Origin of the sequence: Lacihabitans sp. LS3-19, assembly GCF_024343575.1 — a bacterium.
Classification (GTDB): domain Bacteria; phylum Bacteroidota; class Bacteroidia; order Cytophagales; family Spirosomataceae; genus Leadbetterella.
Genome location: NZ_RJUA01000127.1, coordinates 254,452 through 278,458, shown reverse-complemented (window position 1 = coordinate 278,458; position 24,007 = coordinate 254,452). Strand labels below are relative to the sequence as shown.

At 37.9% G+C, this 24,007-nt stretch carries 20 protein-coding genes; 14 read left to right on the top strand and 6 right to left on the bottom strand.

Annotated elements, in window-relative coordinates:
- Window positions 1-32: 32 nt before the first annotated feature.
- Complete coding sequence (locus tag EGI22_RS21795) at window positions 33-944, bottom strand: metallophosphoesterase (protein WP_255070652.1); 912 nt, start codon at window positions 942-944, stop codon at window positions 33-35.
- A gap of 218 nt (window positions 945-1,162) precedes the next feature.
- Here EGI22_RS21795 and EGI22_RS21790 point away from each other — a divergent pair, with 218 nt between their 5' ends.
- Both EGI22_RS21790 and EGI22_RS21785 read left to right on the top strand, forming a co-directional pair.
- Window positions 1,163-1,879, top strand: coding sequence for an HAD hydrolase-like protein (locus EGI22_RS21790; RefSeq protein ID WP_255070651.1), 717 nt, complete (start codon window positions 1,163-1,165; stop codon window positions 1,877-1,879).
- The gene (locus EGI22_RS21785; protein WP_255070649.1) at window positions 1,879-3,024 is read left to right on the top strand and encodes a TIGR03364 family FAD-dependent oxidoreductase; all 1,146 of its coding nucleotides are present in this window, start codon (window positions 1,879-1,881) and stop codon (window positions 3,022-3,024) included. The genes EGI22_RS21790 and EGI22_RS21785 overlap by 1 nt, the downstream gene beginning before the upstream one ends.
- On the opposite strand, the gene EGI22_RS21780 is transcribed toward EGI22_RS21785, so the two are convergent.
- Complete coding sequence (locus tag EGI22_RS21780; protein WP_255070648.1) at window positions 3,005-4,297, bottom strand: DUF5690 family protein; 1,293 nt, start codon at window positions 4,295-4,297, stop codon at window positions 3,005-3,007. The genes EGI22_RS21785 and EGI22_RS21780 overlap by 20 nt on opposite strands.
- A gap of 152 nt (window positions 4,298-4,449) precedes the next feature.
- Between EGI22_RS21780 and EGI22_RS21775 the strand changes: the two genes are divergently transcribed.
- From EGI22_RS21775 to EGI22_RS21750, 6 genes are all read left to right on the top strand, one after another.
- On the top strand, window positions 4,450-4,770 hold the full coding sequence (locus EGI22_RS21775; RefSeq protein ID WP_255070646.1) for a hypothetical protein: 321 nt from the start codon (window positions 4,450-4,452) through the stop codon (window positions 4,768-4,770).
- Window positions 4,771-4,782: 12 nt separating this feature from the next.
- Window positions 4,783-5,532 carry a hypothetical protein gene (locus tag EGI22_RS21770; RefSeq protein WP_255070645.1) on the top strand — a complete coding sequence of 250 codons (750 nt, stop codon included), beginning with the start codon at window positions 4,783-4,785 and terminating at the stop codon, window positions 5,530-5,532.
- Window positions 5,533-5,630: 98 nt separating this feature from the next.
- Window positions 5,631-6,926, top strand: a complete 1,296-nt coding sequence (locus tag EGI22_RS21765; protein WP_255070644.1) for an acetylxylan esterase — start codon at window positions 5,631-5,633, stop codon at window positions 6,924-6,926.
- A complete protein-coding gene (locus tag EGI22_RS21760) occupies window positions 6,899-8,341 on the top strand; it encodes a c-type cytochrome domain-containing protein (protein ID WP_255070642.1) in 1,443 nt (480 codons plus the stop codon). Before EGI22_RS21765 ends, EGI22_RS21760 begins: the two co-directional genes overlap by 28 nt.
- Before the next feature lie 19 nt (window positions 8,342-8,360).
- Complete coding sequence (locus EGI22_RS21755; protein WP_255070641.1) at window positions 8,361-11,582, top strand: DUF1553 domain-containing protein; 3,222 nt, start codon at window positions 8,361-8,363, stop codon at window positions 11,580-11,582.
- A 131-nt stretch (window positions 11,583-11,713) separates the two neighbouring features.
- Entirely contained in the window at window positions 11,714-13,159 is a 1,446-nt protein-coding gene (locus tag EGI22_RS21750; RefSeq protein ID WP_255070640.1) for a DUF1501 domain-containing protein, read from the top strand.
- A 322-nt stretch (window positions 13,160-13,481) separates the two neighbouring features.
- Here EGI22_RS21750 and EGI22_RS21745 read toward each other — a convergent pair whose 3' ends face one another.
- Window positions 13,482-13,709, bottom strand: coding sequence for a hypothetical protein (locus EGI22_RS21745; protein ID WP_255070639.1), 228 nt, complete (start codon window positions 13,707-13,709; stop codon window positions 13,482-13,484).
- A gap of 501 nt (window positions 13,710-14,210) precedes the next feature.
- On the opposite strand from EGI22_RS21745, the gene EGI22_RS21740 reads away from it, so the two are divergent.
- From EGI22_RS21740 to EGI22_RS21725, 4 genes are all read left to right on the top strand, one after another.
- Window positions 14,211-15,869, top strand: a complete 1,659-nt coding sequence (locus EGI22_RS21740) for a phospholipase D-like domain-containing protein (RefSeq protein WP_255070638.1) — start codon at window positions 14,211-14,213, stop codon at window positions 15,867-15,869.
- Window positions 15,870-15,956: 87 nt separating this feature from the next.
- Window positions 15,957-17,798, top strand: a complete 1,842-nt coding sequence (locus EGI22_RS21735; protein WP_255070637.1) for a heparinase II/III family protein — start codon at window positions 15,957-15,959, stop codon at window positions 17,796-17,798.
- 21 nt (window positions 17,799-17,819) lie between these two features.
- Entirely contained in the window at window positions 17,820-18,383 is a 564-nt protein-coding gene (locus tag EGI22_RS21730) for a Crp/Fnr family transcriptional regulator (RefSeq protein WP_255070635.1), read from the top strand.
- A gap of 71 nt (window positions 18,384-18,454) precedes the next feature.
- Window positions 18,455-19,078 carry a trans-aconitate 2-methyltransferase gene (locus tag EGI22_RS21725; protein WP_255070633.1) on the top strand — a complete coding sequence of 208 codons (624 nt, stop codon included), beginning with the start codon at window positions 18,455-18,457 and terminating at the stop codon, window positions 19,076-19,078.
- Between the two features lie 33 nt (window positions 19,079-19,111).
- On the opposite strand, the gene madM is transcribed toward EGI22_RS21725, so the two are convergent.
- Genes madM through EGI22_RS21710 form a run of 3 tightly spaced genes read right to left on the bottom strand, consistent with a single transcriptional unit; the run spans window position 19,112 to window position 21,718 of the window.
- A complete protein-coding gene (gene madM / locus EGI22_RS21720) occupies window positions 19,112-19,870 on the bottom strand; it encodes a malonate transporter subunit MadM (protein WP_255070631.1) in 759 nt (252 codons plus the stop codon).
- 1 nt (window position 19,871) lies between these two features.
- Window positions 19,872-20,225, bottom strand: coding sequence for a malonate transporter subunit MadL (locus EGI22_RS21715; RefSeq protein WP_255070629.1), 354 nt, complete (start codon window positions 20,223-20,225; stop codon window positions 19,872-19,874).
- 2 nt (window positions 20,226-20,227) lie between these two features.
- Window positions 20,228-21,718 carry an acyl-CoA synthetase gene (locus EGI22_RS21710; protein ID WP_255070627.1) on the bottom strand — a complete coding sequence of 497 codons (1,491 nt, stop codon included), beginning with the start codon at window positions 21,716-21,718 and terminating at the stop codon, window positions 20,228-20,230.
- Window positions 21,719-22,159: 441 nt separating this feature from the next.
- On the opposite strand from EGI22_RS21710, the gene EGI22_RS21705 reads away from it, so the two are divergent.
- Together EGI22_RS21705 and ffh are read left to right on the top strand one after the other, a co-directional pair.
- On the top strand, window positions 22,160-22,549 hold the full coding sequence (locus EGI22_RS21705) for a hypothetical protein (protein WP_255070625.1): 390 nt from the start codon (window positions 22,160-22,162) through the stop codon (window positions 22,547-22,549).
- 133 nt (window positions 22,550-22,682) lie between these two features.
- The gene (gene ffh / locus EGI22_RS21700) at window positions 22,683-23,999 is read left to right on the top strand and encodes a signal recognition particle protein (RefSeq protein ID WP_255070624.1); all 1,317 of its coding nucleotides are present in this window, start codon (window positions 22,683-22,685) and stop codon (window positions 23,997-23,999) included.
- The last annotated feature ends 8 nt before the right edge of the window (window positions 24,000-24,007 follow it).

Here is a 24,007-nt window from a genome sequence, read left to right as displayed (position 1 = left end):
AAATAAAATTAACAAGATAGTATTACAAATCATTATGAATAAGCTAAATATTGGTTTTCGAAAGTGCCATCATTGTACAAATCAATAACAGCGTATCCAGGGTTGGTTTGTTTGTAGCTTCCTCTCCACCAGTTACCAGCTACCGCACCATTGCAACAATACGTAACATGATTATACATTATTCTGTCACTTAAGTGTATATGACCACTGATTGCAAGTTTAACATTCGGGTATTTTGCGAATAATTCTACAAGTTCTTCGGTATCGCTATGCATCCATGTTTCTGGCACTCTCCATTCACCATTTTTGAAGTTTTTACCGTCTAAAAAAACACAAGCTGATAAGATAGGAATATGAGAAACTATTAATATTGGTGTCGAATTATCAGTATTTTTCAATTCATTTTTGAGCCACTCAAATTGCTGCTCGTCAATTTTGCCATGGTAACCTTTTCCACTGATTTTTCCTTGGACACTATCTAAAACCAAAACTTTCCAATTGCCGGCATCAAAAGTATAATAAGGTTTAGGTAAAAAAAGATGTTCTTGGGCTTCAATTTTAGCGTCTTCAAAACTTCGTAAATCAGACTTTTTGTTATGGATATCATGATTTCCCAAACAATTATAAACTTTCAAGTTATTTTCGCTTTTTAATACATTTTTATAAAGCTCCCATTGTTTGTCAATGCTGTTTTCGGAGGCACTATGGCTTCCCATTATTGCATCGCCGCCATTTATAATAAAATCAATTTTTTTGCTAGAATTTTGAATGTGATGTAGACATTTTTCGAATCCTTTTGCTGCACCAATATGTGGCTGAATGTGTGTGTCTGTAATATGTGCAATTCGTATAGATGAAGTTTTAGGACTTGCCAAAAGGTCTTGACTCAATATCAAACCTCCAGTCATTAAGCCAAATTTTTTTAAAAGGCTACGTCTTACCATTCGTTTTTTTTTACAAAATTCCGAACCCAATATCACTAAATCATTAAGTAGATATTAAAAGATTGTTGTTTGCTTTTTTGTGTTAGGCATATCGTGTGTGGCATATCATGTGTGGGGACACGCACGATTGCGATATGATTGCGTTCCGCAAATGAAATTTAATATTGGCTTAACTTTGGAATTGGGATTGAAGATTAGCTTTGCCGAAAAAAAAGCTAATGGGAAATATTGAGATGGTTGTATTTGATATGGCAGGAACCACCGTAAAAGACGCCAAAGAAGTTGAAACTTGTTTTGCCCAAGCTTGTACAAAAACAGGCCTTGCAGTATCTGAAGAAAGAATTTTGGCCTTACAAGGCTATTCTAAAATAGAAGTTTTCAGAATGCTTTGGGATGAAAAAATCGGAAAAGAACATCCAGAATATGCCGAAAATGTTTTTGTAAGCTACGATGTTTTTACCGATATCCTTGAAAGTCACTATCATGAAAATCCAATATATCCCACCGATTATTGTCTTGAAACTTTTGAGCTTTTACGATCAAAGAACATCAAAATAGCCTTAACAACAGGTTTTTACAGAAAAGTTTGTGATATAATTCTTGATAAATTGGGTTGGCTAAATGGACTTGACGCCAACTACTGCAACACTTCGGGCAATGGCATAATTGACCTTTCGATAGCTTCAAACGAAGTAGAAAAAGGCCGTCCAGAGCCTTTTATGATTTTGAAAGCCATGAAAACCTTTAATATATCTGATCCACAAAAAATCATTAACATCGGAGACACACCTTCTGATCTAATTTCCGGCAAAAAAGCCAAGGCTAAATTTAGTCTAGGACTTTGCAATGGCACGCACACAAGGGAGCAATTATCTGCAGTTGAAAACGACGGACTACTAGCCAACCTTTCAGAACTTAAAAACTATCTGAACTGATGAAAAAATACGACTTAATTGTAGTTGGAGCAGGCATAATGGGTACTTTTCATGCTTATCATGCAGCTAAAATGGGCAAAAAAGTACTTCTCCTCGAAAAAGACAACAAACCAGTTGGCTCTACTATTCAAAACTTCGGACAGGTGGTGCCTTCAGGTCTTGACGCTTTTTGGCAGAAATATGGGAGGCGAAGCTTAGAAATTTATGATTATTTGCAATCACAAGCAGATTTTACACTTTTAAAAAATGGTAGTGTTTATATCGCATCAGACAACGACGAAGTGCAGCTTGCCAATGAGGCAGCTGAAATGCATCAAAAGGCGGGTTATAATGTTGAGATGTTAAGTAAAAAAGAAACTCAATCGCGATTTCCAGATCTTAAGTCGGCCTATATCAAAAGCTCCATTTTTTATCCTGAAGAGTACAGCGTCAATGCCTCCGAGTTTATTTACAAATTGATAAATTTTTGTGTTGATACTTTGGGTGTTACTTACAAAAACAGCACTTTGGCAATAAATATTGAGGAAAATAATGGTGAAGCAAAAGTAGAAACGGCAGCTAAAGAGGCATTTTATTCCGAAAAAGTAATCATTTGTAGTGGTTATGTTTTCAATGCTCTTTTTCCTGAAATTTACCAACATAGTGGACTTATAGTGAGCAAATTGCAAATGCTTAAAACAGTGCCGTTGAAACAGATGTTCTTGAAATCTAATATTCTAACAGGCTTAACAATCAGACGCTATGAGGCGTTTGAAAGTTGTCCTTCTTTTTCTAAAATTACCACGCCAAAACAACTATTAGAACTCAAAAAATACGGCATTCATATACTATTCAAACAATTGCCCGATGGCAGCATAATTGTTGGCGATTCTCATGAATATGCTGGTGTAGATGTCGTAGAAAATTTAGGCTTGGGTGTTCAGGATAAAATAAACAATCTCATGAAAACGGAAGCTAAAAGAATACTAGAAATTCCAGATGCGGCCTATTCACAAGCTTGGGCAGGATATTATGCACAGCATCCGGATGGAATTTTTGAATATAAAATTTCAGAAAACATAGAAATACGCACAGGAATCGGCGGAAAAGGAATGACCACCAGTGCGGGTTATGCAGAAGAAAAAATCAGCCAATTGTTTCAATAGATTTTACTTGTTTTTGCTTATTATTTTTTCTTTCAAAAAACCAAAACTGCAAAGCCAAAAACAGAATACCGAAATACCCAGTAGCTTCACTAAGGTACAATTGAATCTCCGAAAAATTGAACTGCTGGGTATTGAATTCTTTAAAAAACAACAAAACCACACTTCCCAAATACCCGATGCTGTCGCACATATAAACAAAGAACCCCGCATTTCCTTTAATTCTTAAATAGGCTATAAGTCGTTCAAAATAAGCAATCTGTATCAACAAATACGGAAGATAAAAACCTATGCCTAATGTGGTCATCCATGTTTGTGGACTTATGACATTGGTGCGAAACAACCAATTGCTGAGCAAAATTGATAGCAAGGAAATTACGATTAAAATAGTGATGTAATAATAGGCGAGTTTATTATTTCTGAAAAATATAATTGTACCCAAAATCAACATAACAATGATGGCTATAAAGGTCTCCGTTTTTGCAAAAATTAAATACGAATGACCAGCATCTAATTGGTTCCAAATCTCAACTGCAAAATTGTCTCGAAAATCTCGCAGTGTTGTAAAAAACGCATAGACTATCACAATCATAAAAATACCCAAACCGTAGGTTTTCAAGACTTTCAGTTTTTCAAAATTGTCCATGGGCCTTCTTTGAACTTTCAACAATTGCTCTTCTTTATCTGGCGGTGGAATTTTACTTAACATCCATACAAAAACAAAAAATGCAGGTAAAAATGCTGCTCCAACCACAATCGGCATCCAAAATTCCGTAAAACCAAATTGGGCTTGAATAAAAATATAAATCGATTTTAATATTCCTGAGGTCATTATCATATTTATGCTTAGTCCTATACCTAATAATTCGGTAAATCGGCGACCCTCTAAAAAACTAAATAAAACTCCCCAAACCATGCCCAAAGGCAAACCATTTAGAAACAAAAATGGGAGATTGTAAGGAGGAGGAACCAAAGCAAATAGCAGCAATGCCAAACCTGCGGTCAATATTAAACTGATAACCAGTCTTATCCGCTGATTGGGTTTCAACTCCGAGATGATTTTTACCCCAATAAACTTGGAGCTCATATAGCCCAGTACTTGCATAATGATATACACGCTTTTCAGGCTCATTCCCCATAATTCATAGCCTTCAAACTTGCCCGTAAAAAATGGCTTTCGGAATGCATACGTACAAAAATACGCCCCAAATGCAGCCACCATCATCCATATTATTGCACCCGTTTTATTTTGGAAAACACGATTTGCAAAACTCATTTCTATTTGGTTTAAAACTCCAAAGCTATGGTTCGCATATTAGCCTAACTTTACGTTATCATTAAGAAATAATAACCTATTCCATTTTTAAGTGTTTGGGATGAATATTTATCTTGTATTTTTGTAGATATTTTAAATTTAGCTTTTCCGAAATGACAAAACTCGAGCGACTTACACTTTTAGAAGAATTCAAAACCAAAGATTGGTTTATATTAGATGAATGGGAAGACAGAGAACTTACCTATCCTGGTGAGGATGTGGTGAAAGAAATGAAAGAGGAAGTCCTGTATTTTACCAATTTCCTGATGGTGCACCTTGATAAAAATACACCTGACTTAAAAGACCAAACCGAGCAGTTTTTTAAAGACTGGAACAACGAAGATTTCGACCAAGATCAATCCGAATTTATTATAGAAGTAGAATACGAAGCCATGCGTTTGGCAGGTTTGGACGTGGATGAATTGATGATTTGATTTGTTTGGCGAATGAAATTCAAGCTTCTCCTAGTTATAGACCAAATAGAAAAACTCTACAAAATGCCGATAGGTCAGGAGAGGTTTCAGGCTTATTTGACCTTGTTAAAAGGAAATTCGAAAAACGATATGGTGCTGCCAATCGGTGGATTTAATCCAATGGCCAAACCGCAAGTTTTAGAAAAACTCTTAGAACTAAAGTCTCTAAATGCTGAACAAATAATCGAAAATACACTTGAAAAAATAAATCAACAGTTAACAGAATTTACCGAGGAAGAAATCTTCAGCGTATGTCTAAATTTGGCAGATGATATGCTAGGCGGCTGGACAAATCGATTCACTACAGATTACGATAGCAAATTCAAAACAAAAGCCTTGTTTGCCCGTAAATTTTGCACGCCGTTTTTCTGGACTAGTGAAATGTATACGGAAGAACTAATAATCCAAAGAACCCAGGACTATGTTTTTCGTACAATCTACTTTCATAAAAATGGACAAGCCAAAACCCTTCAAGAGCATTTTAATCAAGAAATATTTATAGCTAAAAATAACCCAAAAACAATCACTGACAACTTTGATTACCAAAGCACTAAAAAACACTTCGAAAAACATATAGATACAGAAGAATACACCCTGATTTTTAATTTCCTCTATGGCGACATCGCCTCTCAAGTTTTAGCATTTCCAATATACGGAATGGCTGAAAACGCAGGTTTCAATTTTGCCCAATTTGAAGCATTAAACCAAAGAGGATATAAATAATGCTTTTCGAAAACTTGCAAAATATTTCTATTTAGAATTTCCCCTAGTCCAAAATAAATGCTGTAAATTCGTACAATTCAACCTTAAAAAATAATTGTATGCAAAAAAGACTTTCTCTTTGGCTTTATCTGGTATTTCTTAGTACCGGAATTTCCCTCGCTCAACCCACCGAAAAACTCATCAAAGTAATAGTGGCAGCTGATCATACCGATTGGACCTATAAAACCGGCGAAAAAGTGAAGTTTACGATTTCAGTTTTGCAAAATGGGAATCCCGTAAAAAACGCCAAAATCAAATACGAAATCGGTCCTGAGAAAATGGAACCTACCAAAAAAGAAACCATAATGTTAGCTTCGGGAAGCCAAACGATAGATGCTGGCACCATGAACACAGCAGGTTTTCTTCGTTGTGTTGCCATTGCCGAAATCGACGGCAAAGAATACCGAAACCTTGCAACGGCAGGTTTTAATCCCACTGATATTCAGCCAACTGCCGCCAATCCTGCGGATTTTGACACTTTCTGGGACAACGCCAAAGCAGATTTGGCAAAAATTCCACTTGATGCCAAAATGACGCTTTTACCAGAGCGATGCACCGAAAAAGTAAATGTTTATCAAGTAAATATTCAAAACTTTGCTCTCGGTACAAGGCTTTACGGAATTCTTTGTATTCCCAAAAAAGAAGGAAAATACCCTGCACTTTTGCAGGTCCCTGGTGCTGGTGTAAGGCCGTATTATGGAGATGTAGCCAATGCTGAGAAAGGAATTATAACCCTTCAAATTGGCATTCACGGCATTCCAGTAAACCTCGACCCACAAGTTTATGCCGATTTGGGCAGAGGAATTCTGAACGGATACCCCAACTACAACCTTGACGACAAGAATCGTTTTTTCTACAAAAGAGTGTATATGGGCTGTGTAAGGGCCAACGACTTTTTGGTAAGTTTAACACAATTTGACGGTAAAAATTTGGCGGTAACTGGCGGAAGTCAGGGTGGAGCTTTATCAATAGTAACCGCGGCTTTAGACAACCGTGTAAAATGGTTAGGAGCATTTTATCCTGCTATTTCTGATGTCACGGGTTACCTCAACGGAAGAGCAGGTGGTTGGCCACATTATTTCGACAAAACTGGCTTGGCTTTTAACAACAAAAAAGAGAAGATCGAAACCGTTGGCTATTACGATGTCGTAAATTTCGCCCGCCGCCTAAGCATTCCGGGCATTTACTCATGGGGCTATAACGACGAAACCTGCCCTCCAACATCCATGTATGCTGCCTACAATACCATAAAAGCACCCAAAGAACTATATCTAGCCCTTGAAACTGGCCACTGGACTTATCCAGAGCAGAGAGAAAAAATCACAAATTGGTTGTTGGAGAAAATGATGGAATAATGGATTTCTCAAAAATCATAGGTCAGTTCCATCCATTATTGGTGCATTTGCCCATTGGGATTTTGCTTTTTGCTTTCGTTCTGATTATTTATGAAAGATGGCAAAAAGCAAATCTCTTATCGGCTATTTCAATTGCATTGCTTTTGGGCTCTTTTGCTGCCGCACTTTCTTGTCTTACTGGATGGTTTTTGGCCCAAAGTGGTGATTATGATGCCGAACTCGTGGAAAAACACCAATGGACAGGCATAAGCTCCTGCATCTTGGGGTTTTCTGCCTATTTTTTCCAAAAACAGAGGATGCTTATATCATCAATAATGGTTGCTGTGTTAGCGGTTGCGGGTCATTTTGGAGGAACTATCACCCATGGAGAAAATTATCTTTTTGCATCAGATGAAAAAGCAAGTGATACTGCAATTATCTCTGAAAAAGACACTAAAATAGATAGCACAAATCAAACGAAAAATCTGGTAAAACAAACCTTTCTCTACAAAGAAAAAGTATTGCCTATTTTAGAGAAAAAATGCTACAACTGTCATTCCTCTAGGAAAAAGAAAGGTGGTTTACGACTTGATAATGAAGTTTTCATAAGAAAAGGAGGTAAAAATGGAGAAATTTTAAAAGCCGGAAATCCAAATAAAAGCCTCTTGTATTCCCATTTACTTTTGCCTTTAGAAAAAGAAAAACACATGCCACCAAAAGGGAAGCCACAGTTGACTTCAAATGAGATTTCAATCATTAATTTTTGGATAAAAAAAGGTGCATCTTTTACAGGAGAAATTGAGGATGAAACAATTATTCCTCAAATAAAAGTGGCGGAAATTTCTAATGTAAATATTGCATCGGAAGAAGTTTTATCAAAGGAATCTTTTGAAAATCTATTAACTGCTGAAACCAAGCTAGATATTCCAAATGAAATGGTTTTGCAAAAACTAAAAAACCAAAAAATAGTAGTGAATTTAGAAGGAAATAGTGGCAAAAAACTCGATGTTAATTTTGTGAATGTCAAAAACTACAACCCGACTTATCTGTCAGATTTACAAGAACTTAAAGAAAATGTTTTTTCTCTAAAAATCAATAACAAAGAATTTTCTGACGCAGATATGGATCAATTAAAAGAGTTTAATAATCTTGAAAAATTGAATCTTGAAAGAACCTCAATAACTGATAAGGGTATAAAAAACTTAGAAAGTTTAAAAAATCTAAGGCAATTAAATCTATACAATACGGAAGTTTCGGATGAAAGTATTGAAACGATTTCGAGCTTTAAAAACCTGAAAGTGTTATATTTATGGAAAACTAAAATTTCGGAAGAAGGAATAGAAAAACTAAAAAAGAAAATGTCCAATACGAGAATAGAATACGGCAATTTCAAATTCTCAAAACCCGATTCGTTGAAAGGAACTGTAAAACTTTAGATTATCGAAAATTTGGCAAATGAAACTTAAACTCATTTTCTTATTTGTTTCCATTAATATTTGGTCAGTAAATGCCCAAACAGGCACAAAATTACCCAAAGAAATAGCGGATGCCTACAAAACATTACCAAATGACATTGACTACAATATTCACATAAAGCCCATATTGTCAGACAAATGCTTTGCTTGCCATGGACCTGATAAAGCTAAGCAAAAAGCAGGCTTACGTCTCGATATCGCTGCCAATGCTTATGCTGAATTACCCGAAAGTCCTGGAAAAGTGGCAATTTCACCCAAAAACTTAAGAAAAAGCGAGGTGTTTCATAGAATAATTTCGGAAGATCCAGATTACAAAATGCCTACGCCAAAATCGCATTTATCACTATCGGTCACTGAAAAAGCTACCATAATTAAATGGATAGAAAATGGTGCAGTTTATCAGCCACATTGGGCGTTTTTGAAACCCATAAAAAAGCCAATTCCAGCTATTGATGCTGGCCAATTGGTGTTTAATCCCATAGATAATTTTATTCTTGCCAAACTAAAAACGCTAAACCTGAACCAAAACAAAGAAGCAGACAAGGAAATATTGCTGCGTAGAGTTTCTCTTGATTTAACTGGCTTACCTCCAACTTTATCTGAAATAGACGCATATTTTAACGATAATACTCCAAGTGCCTACGAAAAACAGGTTGACAGGCTTTTGGCTTCGCCACATTATGGTGAAAAAATGGCCACCGATTGGCTCGATTTGGCTCGATTTGCCGACTCTCATGGCTACACGGTCGACCGCCTACGCGACATGTCGCCTTACCGTGACTGGGTCATAAAGGCCTTCAACCAAAACATGCCTTACAACAATTTCATAGAGCAACAGCTTGCGGGTGACTTGATGCCAAATCCCACCAAAGACATGATTATTTCTACGGCATTTAACCGCAATCACCAGCAAAACCTCGAAGGTGGCATAGTTGAAGAAGAATTTCAAACCGAGTATGTTATGGATAGAACCAACACTTTCGGAGACGCTTTTTTAGGGATTACGGTAGGCTGTGCTCGCTGCCACGACCACAAATACGATCCCATTTCACAGAAAAATTATTATGAATTATACAGTTTTTTCAACAATGTACGAGAAGCTGGTCAAATAGCTTGGAACGACGACCCGCCAACGCCCACCTTACTTTTACCTGATGAAGAACAAGAAAAAATCATTACTTTTTTGAAAAAGACCGTATTTGAAAACGAAGAAAAACTCAAAGTCGAGCAACAAAAAGCAGAAGCCAAATTTGAAAATTGGTTAAATACCAAGGAATACGCCAAACTTTCAGATTTTTCTATTCCTAAGGCCAATCTACAAGGATATTATACTTTTGAGGATTCATTAAAAAACACCTTAAACCCTGCTCAAAAAGGTATTATGCGACGTGATGCTGGGGTGGTCGATAAACCTACTTTTGAAAAAACAGATAACAATACCATCCTTATCTTAGATGGCGATGTTTATGCTGACCTAAAAGACGTTGGGGTATTCCGAAAATCTGAACCTTTTTCGGTAGGTCTTTGGCTAAAAATTCCGAAAGACATGAAAGAGGGTGTTATTTTCCATAAAAGCAACGCCGAGCGATTGTACAATTTCAAAGGCTTTCATCTGTACCTGAAAAACAACCGACTGGAAGCCACTTTGGCACATACTGCCCCCTCAAATGCAATTACAAAACTAAGCATAAATGATGTTCCAAGAGACAAATGGATACAAATAACCATGACCTACGATGGATCCTCTACCGCCAATGGCCTCCAAGTTTATCTAGACGGCCAAACTATCGAAATGGAAACCGTAATAGACCAACTCTACAAAGACATCATATTTTTCTCTAAAAATGAACCTGCACTACAAATCGGCGGCTGGTGGCGAGGTCTGGGATTTAAAGGTGGAAAAGTGGACGACATCGTGGTTTATGACAGAGTTTTAACATCTTTCGAAATCAACATTTTGGCAAAAAAAGCTTCTTGGGCTACCATAAGCCATAAAAATATTGAAAGCCTTAGCATGTCAGAAAAAGAAACATTAAAACAATATTACCTTTCGGCAGTAGATTCCAATAGTTTGGTGGCTCGAAATACACTCAAAATAGCAAGAACGGCTCTGGCAGATTCTATGGAACATATTCCTGAACTCATGGTAATGCAAGAAATGCCAAAGCCCAAAAAGACGCATTTGCTTCTCCGTGGCCAATACGACGCTTTTGGTCCGGAAGTATTTCCAAATACGCCAAAGGACATATTGGCTTTTTCAGACAAATATCCTAAAAATCGCTTAGGTTTAGCCCAATGGCTCGCCGACGAAAATCATCCCCTCACTGCTCGAGTGGCAGTAAATCGTCTTTGGCAGAATTTCTTCGGAACTGGTCTCGTCAAAACAAGCGAAGACTTTGGCAATCAGGGAGAAATGCCCACCCATGCTGAACTATTAGATTGGTTAGCCGTAACATTTAGAGAAAGCAATTGGGACCAAAAACAACTTAACAAAACCATCGTGATGTCCGCCGCATATCGTCAGGATTCTAGAGCGACAGAAGATATGCGAACGCTCGACCCAGAAAATAGACTTTTGGCCAGAGGTCCTGCTAAACGACTAACAGCCGAAATGATTCGAGACAACGCCTTGCTGGCGAGCGGATTATTAAATGAGAAAATCGGAGGAAAAAGCATAAAACCCTATCAACCTGAAGGCCTGTGGGACATAAACGGAGCCACTTATAAGCCCGACTCCACAGATGAGATTTACCGCCGAAGTCTATACATTGTCGTAAAACGAACCGTCCCAAATCCTACTTTGGGAACCTTTGACGCATCCCAACGAAGCTCTTGTATCGTAAGACGCCAAAGCACCAATACGCCATTGCAAGCCTTGGTTACGCTCAACGACCCAACGTTTTTAGAAGCCGCCAAAAAACTGGGTGAACAAATGTGTAGCCAATCAGACGCAAAAATCAGCATTCAAAACACCTATAAAAAACTAACCGGAAAAAGTCCGAGCGAAGCCGAAATAAAACTTTTGATTGAATTGCGAGAAAAAGAATACCAAAAATTCAAAGCCGATCCCGATAAAGCAAAAGGCTGGATTTCAGCAGGATTGTCCAAAATAAACCCTAGCCTAGATCCTTCGGCGATAGCCGCCAACACAGTAGTAGCTTCCACTATCCTAAATTCGGATGCGACTTTAACTAAAAGGTAGAGTGTAATGGAACACAGATAACAGCATCGGCTGCCGCACAGATTTAACTGATAAACGCAGATCAAAATTTTTAAAAAACAGTGAAAATCTGTCCAATCAGTGTCATCAGTGTTCAATTAAAAAAAACAGAAATGAAAGACCTAGAAAATATCACAAAAAAACTCGACAGACGGAATTTCCTCCAAAAAACCGCCTCAGGCCTTGGTGCGTTTGCCCTCGGAAATTTACTTTCCACGAGTTCCGACGCCAAAAGTTTTGAGAAAGACCTCTTAGCAGCTTTGCCAAGCATCGCCCCAAAAGCCAAGCGAGTGGTTTACCTGTTTATGGCTGGTGGACCTTCGCAGTTCGAAACCTTCGACTACAAACCTCGCCTAAGCAACATGTTTGGCCAAGATCTCCCCGACAGTGTCCGCAAAGGCCAACGCCTTACCGGAATGAGTGCCAATCAGGCCGTTTTGCCAGTGGTGCCATCGGCGTTTAAATTTAACCAACACGGCAAAAACAAAACCTGGGTTTCCGAATTGCTGCCCTATACCGCCCAAGTTGTAGACGAACTTTGCATCATCAAATCACTCTATACAGAGCAAATCAACCACGACCCAGCCATCACGTTTTTTCAGACAGGTCACCAATTACCCGGCCGACCTTCAATAGGTTCATGGCTGTCGTATGGGCTAGGTTCCGAAAACCAAAATCTGCCTGCTTTCATTGTATTGATATCCAAAAACGCCGCCAAAGACCAGCCACTTTACGCCCGCCTTTGGGGCAACGGCTTCCTGCCATCGGAGCACCAAGGTGTGCAGTTTAGATCGGGCAAAGACCCAGTTCTGTTTCTCAACAACCCCGAGGGATACGACGGTGCCGACCGCCAAGAGATGCTCAGCTACCTCACGCAGCTCAATCAGCTCCAAAACGATAAATGGGCAGACCCCGAAGTAGACGCTCGCATAGCCCAATACGAAATGGCGTATCGCATGCAAACCTCCGTGCCTGAGGTCATGGACACCACCCATGAGTCAGATGAAGTCTTCGAGCTTTACGGACCCGACAGTCGCGACAAAGGTTCCTATGCCGCCAACTGCCTCCTAGCCCGTAAACTCCTCGAAAAAGACGTGCGGTTTGTGCAGCTTTACCATCAAGGTTGGGACCATCACGGCGGCTTGCCCAAAAACATGGCCCAACAGTGCAAACAAACCGACCAGGCAACAGCAGCCCTGCTTATCGACCTCAAACGTCGCGGCATGCTTGAAGATACCCTCGTTGTCTGGGGAGGCGAATTTGGCCGCACAGTGTACTCCCAAGGCAAACTCACCCAAAACGACTACGGCCGCGACCATCACCCACGCTGTTTCAGTATGTGGATGGCAGGTGCAGGCGTAAAAGCCGGACTCAGTTATGGCCAAACCGACGACTTCAGCTACAACATTGTCAAAAATCCCGTACACGTACACGACTTCCAAGCCACCTTGATGCACCTCTTGGGTATCGACCACGAGCAGCTCATTTTCAAATCCCAAGGTCGCCGATTCCGCCTCACCGACGTCAGCGGACAAGTAGTCAAAGATATCCTGAGCTAAAAAAAAACAACATTTGGGCATGCCCCCAGCTGAGCATTTCCGCTAGCCAAAAGCAATCGCATTCCAGCTGGGGTCGGGCCATCACTACTCGCTTTTTTGTACTCCGCCTATCGGCAGGCCCACAAAAAGAGCTCAAACAGGCCGTTCTGTCCCTCATGCGGGAAGTGGGGGGATTATAAAATGAAAAAGTAAAAAATTTAAGAAATTATAAAATTTGGAGCATAAAAATGAATAGATTTATCAAATAAAACCTCACGAAGTGAGGAAGAACTTGACAGTAGTGCAGAAATAATTAAATTCGTATCAACAACAATACTTTTTGTCATCGCTTTTTAACATCTTTCAGAAACTCATTCCCGTTTTTTTTCCACCAATCAGAATCAATTTTATCAGCTATTTTACTTATTTCGGGAGAAATATCGGCTTCTTTGGATTTAACTTCCAACTCCAAACGTTTTACTAAAGCAACGAGATAGGATTCATCAAAACCATTTCTGTCGATTCTAATGAACATTTCATTACCATTATTCTGAATTGATAGTGCTGTCATAATATTTTAACGTTTATGTAAATTTAGTGATAATTAATAAAAATCAAAAAGAATATTTTTATTAGATTATCCATTTTTGGTGCATTATTTATCATAATCTAACCATTTCAGATTTTAATTTGTAAACACATACGTTTACTTTTTCCTTAGTTTGTAAACATATATGTTTACTTTTCCTTTTGCAAACCCTCTTTAAATATTTCGAAAAATACCTTTCATTGAACGATGAGAGCAAATCGGCTTTGGAGAAAATTTGCTCAACTTTGACCAACAAAAAAGTTGAAAACCTTCAAGATTTAAGGCGAACATGAAACTTCATAATATCTATTGAGTAAAATAAAATTCCTATGTGCCAAAAAATTTAAATCAGTGAATATCAGCGTTGCCTTAGCATCTGCGTCATCTGCGTGCCATCAAACAACCACAAAATCAAAATCAATCTACAACATTGCTTTTCAAGAAAAAGATTTCGAATTTTGATTAGAAATAAATTCTTCAAAAATGAGAAAGTCGAAAACAACTAATGGGCTAAAAGTCAATGCAATATCTGGTACTTATGTAGTGCTTTTAGGCTTTAATTTACCTGAAAACCTCTGTCAAGGTCTCTTGGGTTTTTCGATTCATCGTGTTGATCATAATGAAAACGAAGCATACTATTTAGAAGCCATGAAAGCTTTCGCTGAAACTGACCCAGGCTTGCCTTCTGGTGCTATGTATTCTACCAAATATCACCCTATCCAAAGCTTCCAATGGGCCGATTATTCAGCCAAACCTGGTTATAAATATACTTACACAGTAACAGCCTTAAAGGGTGATCCGCAAAATTTGATTCCGATAGCAGAAACCAAAATAAACATCACGACGGAGTCTCCCGAAAGCGGAAACCAGGATGTATTTTTCAACAGAGGTACAGCCGCATCTCAAGAATACGTCAGAAGATTTGGTGACAGACGTCCCGAAGATGTACCTAATAATAAGGCGTTTGAATGGCTCTCAAGAGGAATTTACGAGGCTTTGGAAAATTATGTAAATACTTGTGTGCCTGGAATCCATGCATTGAGAATAGCCGCTTATGAGTTTAATTATTTGCCTTTTTTGCAATTGTTAAAGACCACTATTGACCGTGGCGTGGATGTGCAGGTTGTATATGATGCTCGCAAAGATTCGCCAGCCAAAGAAAATGATAAGCAAGTGGCAGCGGCTGGAATAGCGGCAAATTGTAAAAGAAGAACTGAAGGGAAATCTTATATTTCGCACAATAAATTTATCGTAAAACTAGAAAACGGAAATCCGATAGCGGTTTGGACCGGCGGGATGAATTTCTCCGATGGCGGAATATTTGGCCATTCAAATGTGGCACACTTGCTCGAAGACACAACTGTGGCTGGTAAATTTCATGCTTATTGGGAAGATTTAAATAACAACCCCAAAACGGCAGACTTAAAGCCTGTGGTAGAGACTCTTTCTCCTTTGCCAGCTTTACCTCTTAATATCGACGCTTCATGTGTTTTTAGCCCAAGAAAAACCTTAGATGCTCTAGAAACCTACAAATCTTTGGCTCTTTCAGCCAAATCTGGCTTGTTTATGACTTTCGCCTTTGGTATCAATGAAATTTTCAAGGAAGTGTATAAATCCAGTAAAGCACCTTTGCGTTTTGCACTTTTAGAAAAAACCACAAGACCCATGAAAGACGGTCCCGAAAAAGATGCTGAGATAAAGGAAATTCAGCTTTTAAGAAACAAGACAGAAAATGTTTTTGCGATTGGAGATTTTATAAAAACGAACGCGTTTGACGGATGGCTAAAAGAAAAGCTTTCTGGCTTAAACAGTGCCGTGAACTACGTTCACAATAAATTTATGCTGGTAGATCCTTTATCAAATAAGCCCATTGTAATCACTGGCTCAGCCAATTTCAGTAATGCTTCCACCGTCAATAACGACGAAAACATGGTCATCATCAAAGGCAATAAACGCGTAGCTGACATATATTTAGGAGAATATATGCGGCTTTTTAGTCACCATGCCTTCAGAGAATCTCTAAAATGGAGAAAGCCCAACGAGCCGCCGAAACCACTTAGAACCGACGATTGGTGGAAGGATAATTTTGGAAATACAGAACGCTCTAGCCGCAGGAAGTTTTTTGCAAAAGTAAAAGCTTAAACCTAAAACAAAAGCAGGCAAATTTGAAATCAAATTTGTATTTTTGAAGCGTTTCATATTTGATTTTTATTATTTCAACCATTCCCGATGAAAAAAACGCTAGTTCTTTTTCTATCTCTCATACGCTTTGTATGCTCAGGTCAGACTATTGCTCAAACAGATTTCCCTACTCACCCACGCTTGATGCTGCTAAAAGGAGAAGAAAATACCATCATCGAGAACATTGCGAAAGATAAAAGTTGGGCTAAAATCCATGCAGTAATTTTGGCTGAAAGCAACAAGTTTTTAAAAGAACCAGAACTTGAACGTATCCAAATCGGTCGAAGACTTTTGAGCGTTTCCAGAGAAGCTATTCGCAGAATATTTTTTCTTTCTTATGCATATCGTATTACCAAAGAACCTAAATATTTAGAAAAAGCAGAAAAAGAAATGCTGAAAATAGCTCAGTTTTCAGACTGGAATCCTTCACATTTTTTGGACGTAGCAGAGATGACACTCGGCGTTTCTATTGGTTACGACTGGCTTTACAATGACTTATCGGCAACTTCCAGAAATATAATAGAAGAGGCCATTTTGAAAAAAGGAATTGAGCCTTCGCTAAATCCTGAATACAATAGTTGGCTTAAAGCAAGCCACAACTGGAATCAAGTCTGCAATGCTGGTATTTCTTTTGGAGCGATTGCTATTCAAGAAGATACGCCAGAACTGACCAAAACTATTTTAGAAAGGGCAATTTCGAGCATAAAACTCCCGATGGAAGATTTTCAACCAGACGGTGCATATCCCGAAGGTTACAGCTATTGGGACTATGGAACTAGCTTCAATGTGTTATTTATCAATGCATTACAGAAAATATTCAACAATGATTTTGGTCTAATAAAAAGTCCTGGTTTTCTTAAAACAGCTGCCTACTTTGAGCACATGATAGGCACATCAGGTCTAAGTTTTAATTATTCTGATGCAGGAAATGACACTGGACTTAGTCCGGCAATGTTTTGGTTTGCGGCTCAAAAAAAGCAAGTTGAATTACTTTTTAATGAGAAAACGTATTTAGATTCTCCGGAAAATATGGCTGGAAATCGTCTACTACCCGCGGCTATGATTTGGGGAGCGAGTTTAGGTTTTGAAAACATTTCGGCACCAAAAGAATTGACTTGGACCGGGCAAGGCAAAAATCCAGTAGTCATGATGCGTACTTCTTGGACAGATTCCGAAGCCATTTTTGTGGGTTTTAAGGCAGGCTCGCCATCCGTAAATCATGGTCACATGGATGTCGGTTCGTTTGTGTTGGATGCCCAAGGGGAGCGGTGGGCTATGGATTTTGGCATGCAAAATTACAATTCCTTGGAATCCAAAGGCGTGGCTTTGTGGGATAAAACACAAAATTCGCAAAGATGGGATATTTACAGATATAACAACCTGGCCCACAATACACTGACTTTTGACAACAAATATCAGGTAGTTGAAGGCAAAGCCGAGATAGAAAAAACCACAACAGATGAAAATTTCTTAAGCGTGCAAAGTGATATATCAGCGGTTTTTAAAAACCAAATAAATTCAGCCAAAAGAGGAATTGTAATCGTAGATAAATCCTATGTTGTTTTTCAAGACGAAATAGAAACTTCTGATTCTGCCAGAACATTGAAATGGACCATGGTTACACCAGCGAAGGTAAAAATACTTAATGACCAATCAGCAGAATTGAAAATTAATAACAAGACCATGAATATGAATATTTTAGGTCTGAAAAATGCAAAATTGAAAACTTGGTCAACTACGCCAACGCACGATTACGACGCATTAAATCCAGGCACAAAGATCATTGGTTTTGAGGTTATTATTCCTCCAAATTCTAGGAAAAACTATGCAGTAATTATTAGCCAAGAAAAGATAAAAAAGCCAAAATTGAAACCTTTGAAAAATTGGTGATTTTTTCTGAAAAAAATTAAAATGGACAAACTCTTTAAATATTTCCAAAAATACACCACATTAAATGTTGAAAGTAGGGCAACTTTGGAAAAAATATGTTCAATTGTTAATATTAAAAAAGGTGAAAATCTGCAAAGTTTTGGGCAAACCTGCAAGACCATTTATTTTATCAATGCTGGTATAGCAAGAATTTACTATTATAAAGACGGGGTTGACATCACGGAGTCTTTTTCATTTGAAGGCGAAATCATTGCTAGAGTAGAGAGCTTGTTTACTGGGAATCCTTCTCAAAAAGCCATTCAAGTGTTAGAAGACACAGAGGTAATTGCCATAAATGCTTCCCAACTCTTTAGCCTTTATGATGCCCATCCGCAAATCGAGCGGCTATTCATGTTGATTTTTGAAGCTGGATATGTTGAAACTGTCAACAGAATTGAAAGCATTCAGTTTCATTCTGCAGAAGAAAGATATTTGGCACTTTTGAAAAAGCCACAACTCATCCAAAAAATACCACTGAAACATATTGCCTCCTATTTGGGTATTACGCAAGTAAGTTTAAGTAGAATTCGGGCACATATCAATTGATTATTTATCAAATGTTAAAGGATTGAGATTTTTATAAGCTGAGATTTGTGAAATAATTTCATAAAAATCAGATGGAAAATTTTGACAGTAAAAATCATTGGGAAACCATTTATAAAACCAAAGAATTAAATACCGTTAGTTGGTACCAACCTATTCCCCAAACTTCCCTCGATTTTATTGAGGAAGCGGACTTACCCAAAGATGCCCATATTATTGATATTGGTGGGGGAGATAGTTTCCTTGTTGACCACCTACTGAATTTGGGATATTTGAATGTAACAGTTTTGGATATATCAGAAGTCGCTATTGAAAAAGCAAAAGAAAGGTTGGGAGAAAGGGCTGAAAAAGTAAATTGGATTATTGCAGATATCAATGATTTCAAAACAGGCCAAAAGTATGATTTATGGCACGATAGAGCAGCATTTCATTTTTTACAAGGAGACATTGAGATTGAAAATTACATAAAAAAAGCAAATCAATTGATAGTAAAAAATGGTACATTGGTTATTGGTACATTCTCTGAAAACGGTCCATTGAAATGTAGTGGAATTGAAATTAAAAGATATTCTACTTTAAATTTGACAGAAAAATTTAAGGAATATTTCGATATAAACCATTGCGAAACTTTTGACCATATTACACCTAGTGCTGCGGTTCAAAATTTCTCTTTTTGTAGTTTTAAAAAGAAGGAATAAAAAACTATTTTCTTCAAAAAATCTAATGTTTTATTATAAAATCCAGCCTAAAACTAAATAAAATAAAGAAGGGCAAAGTAAGCAGCCCAAACCTGTATAAAAAGTAGCTGTAAGTGAGCCATAAGGTACTAAAGCTGGGTCAGTAGCAGCCAAACCAGCCGCTACACCGCTGTTTGTGCCAATCAGTCCTCCATAAGCCATAGCCGCTGAAGGATTGTTTAAACCGATGCGTTTTGCTACTAAAGGTGTTAAAATAGTTACGCCAATGGCTTTTACCACACCCGTGGCTATGCTTAAAGCTATTACATCAGAGCTTGCTCCTATGGCTGCACCTGTTACGGGTCCAACTATATATGTACATGCTCCAGCTCCAATAGTACATAAACTGACGGCATCTCTATAACCCCAAATGTAGGCTACTAAAACACCGACAAAAAAGAAGAAACTCACACCGATTAAAAGCGAAACTACGCCGAGCATTCCTGCTTTTTTCATAACTGCCCAGCTGGCTCCAATGGCTGTAGCCACAATGGCAAAATCTCTGAACATAGAATTTCCCATAAAACCTATGCCTTTGAAAAGTTTTATGTCAGAAATTCCTTTTTCGCCTTCTGTAATTATCCCACCTATATAAGCCAAAACCAATCCGGCCAAGATCGCAATTGCCGAACCTGGAATTTTGTTTTTCAAAACGTTTTTAGCTAACCAATCCGAAGCAAAAACCACTGCCGCAATCACCAAAAACGCAAACACCAAACCATTTTTATCAACGAGTTTTTCAAATATTTGCATTTCAGTTTTTATTAAAAGATTTTATAAGAACATTGAAAAAAGCAAAGAGCAAAACTGTAGGAATAAGCCCAGCTAAAACGGCCAAAAATCCACTCGAAACTGCGACTTTTACATTTTGGCTCGCCGACATAGCTATCACTATGGGCACATACATTTTGTTCCAAAAATTTATGCCAAACTCAAAATCCGTCCATTTCTTTTTTTCAAACCAGGTTTTTAAAGAAATCAAAATCAACATCGCAAATCCGACACCACCTACGTTGGCATCAATGCCTAATAAATGCCCGAGCGTTTCGCCTAACCATTGACCTGATAAATACGAAAAAGCCAAAATACCCAAACCGTACATTATCATATTCAAATGTTTTTAAAGAGTTCTTTTACATCATTTTTGGTCACTTTTCCCATGGCATTTCTTGGCAGCTCCTCAACTACCAAATACTTTCTAGGTGTTTTATATGCTGGCATCATGTCTCTTATCCATTCATTTAATTGTTTTAAGTCAAGGTTTTTATTGCGAACTACTATCGCTGCTACTACCAATTCACCCCATTCTTCGTCTGGAACTCCAACAACTGCACAGTCATTGAGTTGCGGATGTTTTCTCAGAACTTCTTCTATCTCTAAAGCCGAAATTTTATAACCACCCGATTTAATAATATCGACAGAATCACGGCCCAATATCCTGTAATATCCATTTTCAACCACAGCCACATCACCAGTTTTAAACCATCCATCTACTGTAAATGTATTTTGAGTAGCTTCAGGCTTCCCCCAATATTCTTTGAAAACATTGGCTCCTTTTATTTGAATTTCGCCTGGAATCTCTTCCTTTTCAATTACGCCATTCTCGTCAATAAGTCGTACAGAAACTCCCGGAAGTGGTTTTCCGATATAGCCAGCTTTGCGTTCACCATCATAAGGGTTGCTTATTCCCATGCCTATTTCGGTCATTCCGTATCTTTCAAGCAAGGTATGGCCTGATATTTCCTGCCATTTATGCATCACGGATACAGGAAGTGCCGCCGAACCAGAAACCATCAATCTGAATTTCTTTAGATTTTCACTAATGGTAGTTTTTTCGGTTTCACCCAAATTGTCCCAGTAAGCTATAAGCTTGAAATATATCGTCGGCACCGCCATAAATACATTTATTTCACCTTTTAGGAAAGTTTGAAATACTTTTTCTGGACTGAAACCATCCAAGAATTCAACCGTTGCCCCAGACCACAATGCACACGAAACAACATTGATAATACCATGCACATGATGAAGTGGCAAAATGCAAATGGTATGATCAGATGAAGACCATTTCCAAGCTTCTACAAGCGTGCTTATTTGAGCCTCCAAATTTTTATGTGTTGTAACAACTCCTTTGGGCAAGTTTGTAGTGCCACTAGTGTAAAGAATCATGGCATTTCGCTCAGGATTTATTTCGGGCAAAACAATATTAGTTATACTCTCTGAAAAATCTGTGGTACTATAAAAAGTAAAGGTTTTTGCATGGACCAATGGTTTTAGAATTTCCAAATATTCAGGCCCAGCTATTACTATTTCAGCTGAAGTATCTTCAATTACATACTTTAGGGAAGGCAAAGGGTAAGTAATACAAAGTGGCACCGCTACTCCGCCAGCACGCCAAATACCCCACTGAAAAGCGACATATTCAAAACCTGGCGAAACCATAAACGCAACACGTTTTTGATTCAGATCCGACTCGCCATTTAAGAGTTTGGCGACAATTTGTGCTGATTGTTGGAGTAATTGGTTATAGGTATATATTCTATTTTTTGATAAAATGGCTGTTTTATCTAAATGATTATTGGAGTTTTGAATGATTTGGAGCATACTTTAACAAAAAAAATGAAAACTAGATTAGTTTTTAATTACAAAAAAATAAAGGTAAAACACAAATTTAACATAGCGAGTATGATATTGAAAATATTAATAGAAAATCCAAATTGCACCATTCCAATAATAAATTTCCAAAAATCAAATCCATGTCCTATCTTTTTCTAAATATCCTCCTAAAGCCAAAATTAAGAGAATATTAAATAGCATTGTAACATTCTACCCAATGCTTGTACTTTTCGTATATGTATGGTATTATTCCAATATTATCATGGCACCCTGTGAAGAACTTTCTATTTGGTCTGTTTTTCTAATTGACACGTATTCAGTTTATTCTATACATTTGCAACATCAAAGGTTTTCTAGAACGGTAGATTTATTGATGTAAAGAAACAAGATTTAAATTTTTATCAAATTAGAAAACAAACAAAGAAAATTATGAAAAAGCTTATTTTAACAGTTGCAGTATTGATGGGAGTATCAGCTACAACAACAACTTTCGCAAACAACGCACCAGCATTCAATGGTATTAAAATCATTGAAATTGCAAACGAAGCAAGTGAGCTTCAAGTGAAGGCTCTACAGGGTCTTAAATTCAAACTGACACTCGATAATCTAGATAAAAAAACATATATAGCAATAAAAAATGCTTCAGGAGAAGTGATGCATAGTGAATATGCTTACAAAACTGAAAACTTTAGCAAAGTATATGATTTATCAAATTTGGTAGATGGAGAGTATTATTTTGAAGTAGTAACAGGAAAAGACAAATTGATTAAGTCTTTCGAAATAGCTACAAACGTTAACAGAACTGCTACTGCTCTTTAATAGTAGCATTTTGTAGCCAAACTAAAAAACCTTTGAAAAAGAACCCGAGCTAAACTAGCTTGGGTTTTTTATTTTTTACATTTCTCTTCTTTTTTTTTATTAAATTTGCACCTCAATTTCTAAATAATCAGGTATGTTTCAGAATCTTCAAGATAAACTCAACGGTGCTTTTAAAACCTTAAAGGGTAAAGGAAGAATAACCGATGTAAATATAGCCAGCACAGTTAAAGAAATACGTAGGGCCTTGATGGATGCCGACGTAAACTATAAAGTGGCCAAAGATGTCACTGACCGTGTAAAACAAAAAGCAATTGACCGTAAGGTGATGATTGCAGTGGAGCCTGGTCAGTTATTTGTTAAAATTGTACAAGAAGAGTTGCAAGAGTTGATGGGCGGTATGGCTCAGGGTATCAATCTTAAAGGTTCTCCTGCAGTAGTTTTGATAGCTGGTCTGCAAGGATCTGGTAAGACAACTTTCTCAGGTAAATTTGCTGCATATCTAAAAAAGCAAGGCAAACAAGTGATGTTGGTAGCTTGTGACGTTTATCGTCCTGCTGCGATAACCCAGCTTCAGGTTTTGGGTGAGCAGATAGGTGTGGATGTTTACGCTGAACCTGACAATAAAGACGCTGTTTCAATAGCTAAAAACGCTGTGGCGGAGGCTAAAGCAAAAGGCAAAAGTATAGTTATCGTCGATACTGCCGGTCGCTTGGCAGTAGATGAAGTGATGATGAATGAGGTGGAAAATATCAAAAAAACCATCTCACCTTCAGAAATTCTATTTGTGGTTGACTCCATGACTGGACAAGATGCCGTAAATACTGCTAAGACCTTCAATGAGCGTCTTAACTTCGACGGCGTAGTATTGACCAAACTTGATGGTGATTCGCGTGGTGGTGCTGCACTTTCGATTCGTGCGGTTGTAGACAAGCCTATTAAGTTTATGAGTTTAGGCGAAAAAATGGAAGACTTAGACATCTTCCACCCTGACCGTATGGCGAGTAGGATATTGGGCATGGGAGACGTGATATCTCTTGTAGAAAGAGCCCAAATGGCTTTTGATGAGGATCAATCTCGCAAGCTTAATAAGAAGATGCGTGAGAACAGCTTTGATCTCAACGACTTCCTAAGCCAGCTAGAACAAATTAAAAAAATGGGTAATATCAAAGACGTGATGGGCATGATACCAGGTATGGGTGCAGCGGTGAAAGATATTGATATCAGCAATGATTCATTCAAACCTATTGAGTCTATCATAAAAAGTATGACACCAAAAGAGCGTGAGTTACCAGATATTATAGACGGAAATCGTAGAAAAAGAATTGCGGGTGGTGCAGGCCGAACTATTCAAGAAGTTAATAACCTGTTGAAACAGTTTGAACAAATGAAAAAAATGATGAAAAAATTCAATAAAATGAGCCCAAGTGGTAAAATGAAGATGTTTGGGTGATTTTTTGA

Bases quoted from the DNA above. Each gene is read 5' to 3' on its own strand.
- EGI22_RS21750 (WP_255070640.1), top strand. From the start codon at position 11,714: ATGAAAGACCTAGAAAATATCACAAAAAAACTCGACAGACGGAATTTC.
- madM (WP_255070631.1), bottom strand. From the start codon at position 19,870: ATGCAAATATTTGAAAAACTCGTTGATAAAAATGGTTTGGTGTTTGCG.
- EGI22_RS21790 (WP_255070651.1), top strand. From the start codon at position 1,163: ATGGGAAATATTGAGATGGTTGTATTTGATATGGCAGGAACCACCGTA.
- EGI22_RS21755 (WP_255070641.1), top strand. From the start codon at position 8,361: ATGAAACTTAAACTCATTTTCTTATTTGTTTCCATTAATATTTGGTCA.
- EGI22_RS21765 (WP_255070644.1), top strand. From the start codon at position 5,631: ATGCAAAAAAGACTTTCTCTTTGGCTTTATCTGGTATTTCTTAGTACC.
- EGI22_RS21785 (WP_255070649.1), top strand. From the start codon at position 1,879: ATGAAAAAATACGACTTAATTGTAGTTGGAGCAGGCATAATGGGTACT.
- EGI22_RS21770 (WP_255070645.1), top strand. From the start codon at position 4,783: ATGAAATTCAAGCTTCTCCTAGTTATAGACCAAATAGAAAAACTCTAC.
- EGI22_RS21740 (WP_255070638.1), top strand. From the start codon at position 14,211: ATGAGAAAGTCGAAAACAACTAATGGGCTAAAAGTCAATGCAATATCT.
- EGI22_RS21795 (WP_255070652.1), bottom strand. From the start codon at position 944: ATGGTAAGACGTAGCCTTTTAAAAAAATTTGGCTTAATGACTGGAGGT.
- EGI22_RS21745 (WP_255070639.1), bottom strand. From the start codon at position 13,709: ATGACAGCACTATCAATTCAGAATAATGGTAATGAAATGTTCATTAGA.
- EGI22_RS21725 (WP_255070633.1), top strand. From the start codon at position 18,455: ATGGAAAATTTTGACAGTAAAAATCATTGGGAAACCATTTATAAAACC.
- EGI22_RS21780 (WP_255070648.1), bottom strand. From the start codon at position 4,297: ATGAGTTTTGCAAATCGTGTTTTCCAAAATAAAACGGGTGCAATAATA.
- EGI22_RS21775 (WP_255070646.1), top strand. From the start codon at position 4,450: ATGACAAAACTCGAGCGACTTACACTTTTAGAAGAATTCAAAACCAAA.
- EGI22_RS21730 (WP_255070635.1), top strand. From the start codon at position 17,820: ATGGACAAACTCTTTAAATATTTCCAAAAATACACCACATTAAATGTT.
- EGI22_RS21710 (WP_255070627.1), bottom strand. From the start codon at position 21,718: ATGCTCCAAATCATTCAAAACTCCAATAATCATTTAGATAAAACAGCC.
- ffh (WP_255070624.1), top strand. From the start codon at position 22,683: ATGTTTCAGAATCTTCAAGATAAACTCAACGGTGCTTTTAAAACCTTA.
- EGI22_RS21735 (WP_255070637.1), top strand. From the start codon at position 15,957: ATGAAAAAAACGCTAGTTCTTTTTCTATCTCTCATACGCTTTGTATGC.
- EGI22_RS21705 (WP_255070625.1), top strand. From the start codon at position 22,160: ATGAAAAAGCTTATTTTAACAGTTGCAGTATTGATGGGAGTATCAGCT.
- EGI22_RS21715 (WP_255070629.1), bottom strand. From the start codon at position 20,225: ATGATAATGTACGGTTTGGGTATTTTGGCTTTTTCGTATTTATCAGGT.